At 46.3% G+C, this 270-nt stretch carries 1 protein-coding gene; it reads left to right on the plus strand.

Going from position 1 to position 270, the window contains the following annotated elements; genetic code table 11:
* Window positions 1–270, plus strand: a 270-nt coding sequence (locus IEQ44_RS15910; RefSeq protein WP_193639421.1) for a ribonuclease H family protein, incomplete at both ends; no start/stop codon positions are given.

The raw sequence follows: 270 nt of genomic DNA on the forward strand, positions 1-270 counted from the left end.
GACTGATCGACACGAAGGAGTTTCCTTTATCAAAGGAAGCAACATCAGCATTGCACGGACTGAAACAAGACATCGAAGACTCAGTCGTGAAAGCTATTGATGAAACTCTACCATTTTCAGTCGAGACAGACGCTTCTGATACCGCTATCGCTGCGGTCCTCACCGAAGGAAAGAGGCCTGTTGCTTTCTTTTCTAAAACTTTTCAAGGAGCCGAAAAGAGTCATCCTTCTGTCGAGAAAGAGGCTCAGGCAATCATAGAAGCAGTCCGTC

Origin of the sequence: Nocardioides malaquae (assembly GCF_015070385.1) — a bacterium.
Classification (GTDB): domain Bacteria; phylum Actinomycetota; class Actinomycetes; order Propionibacteriales; family Nocardioidaceae; genus Nocardioides; species Nocardioides malaquae.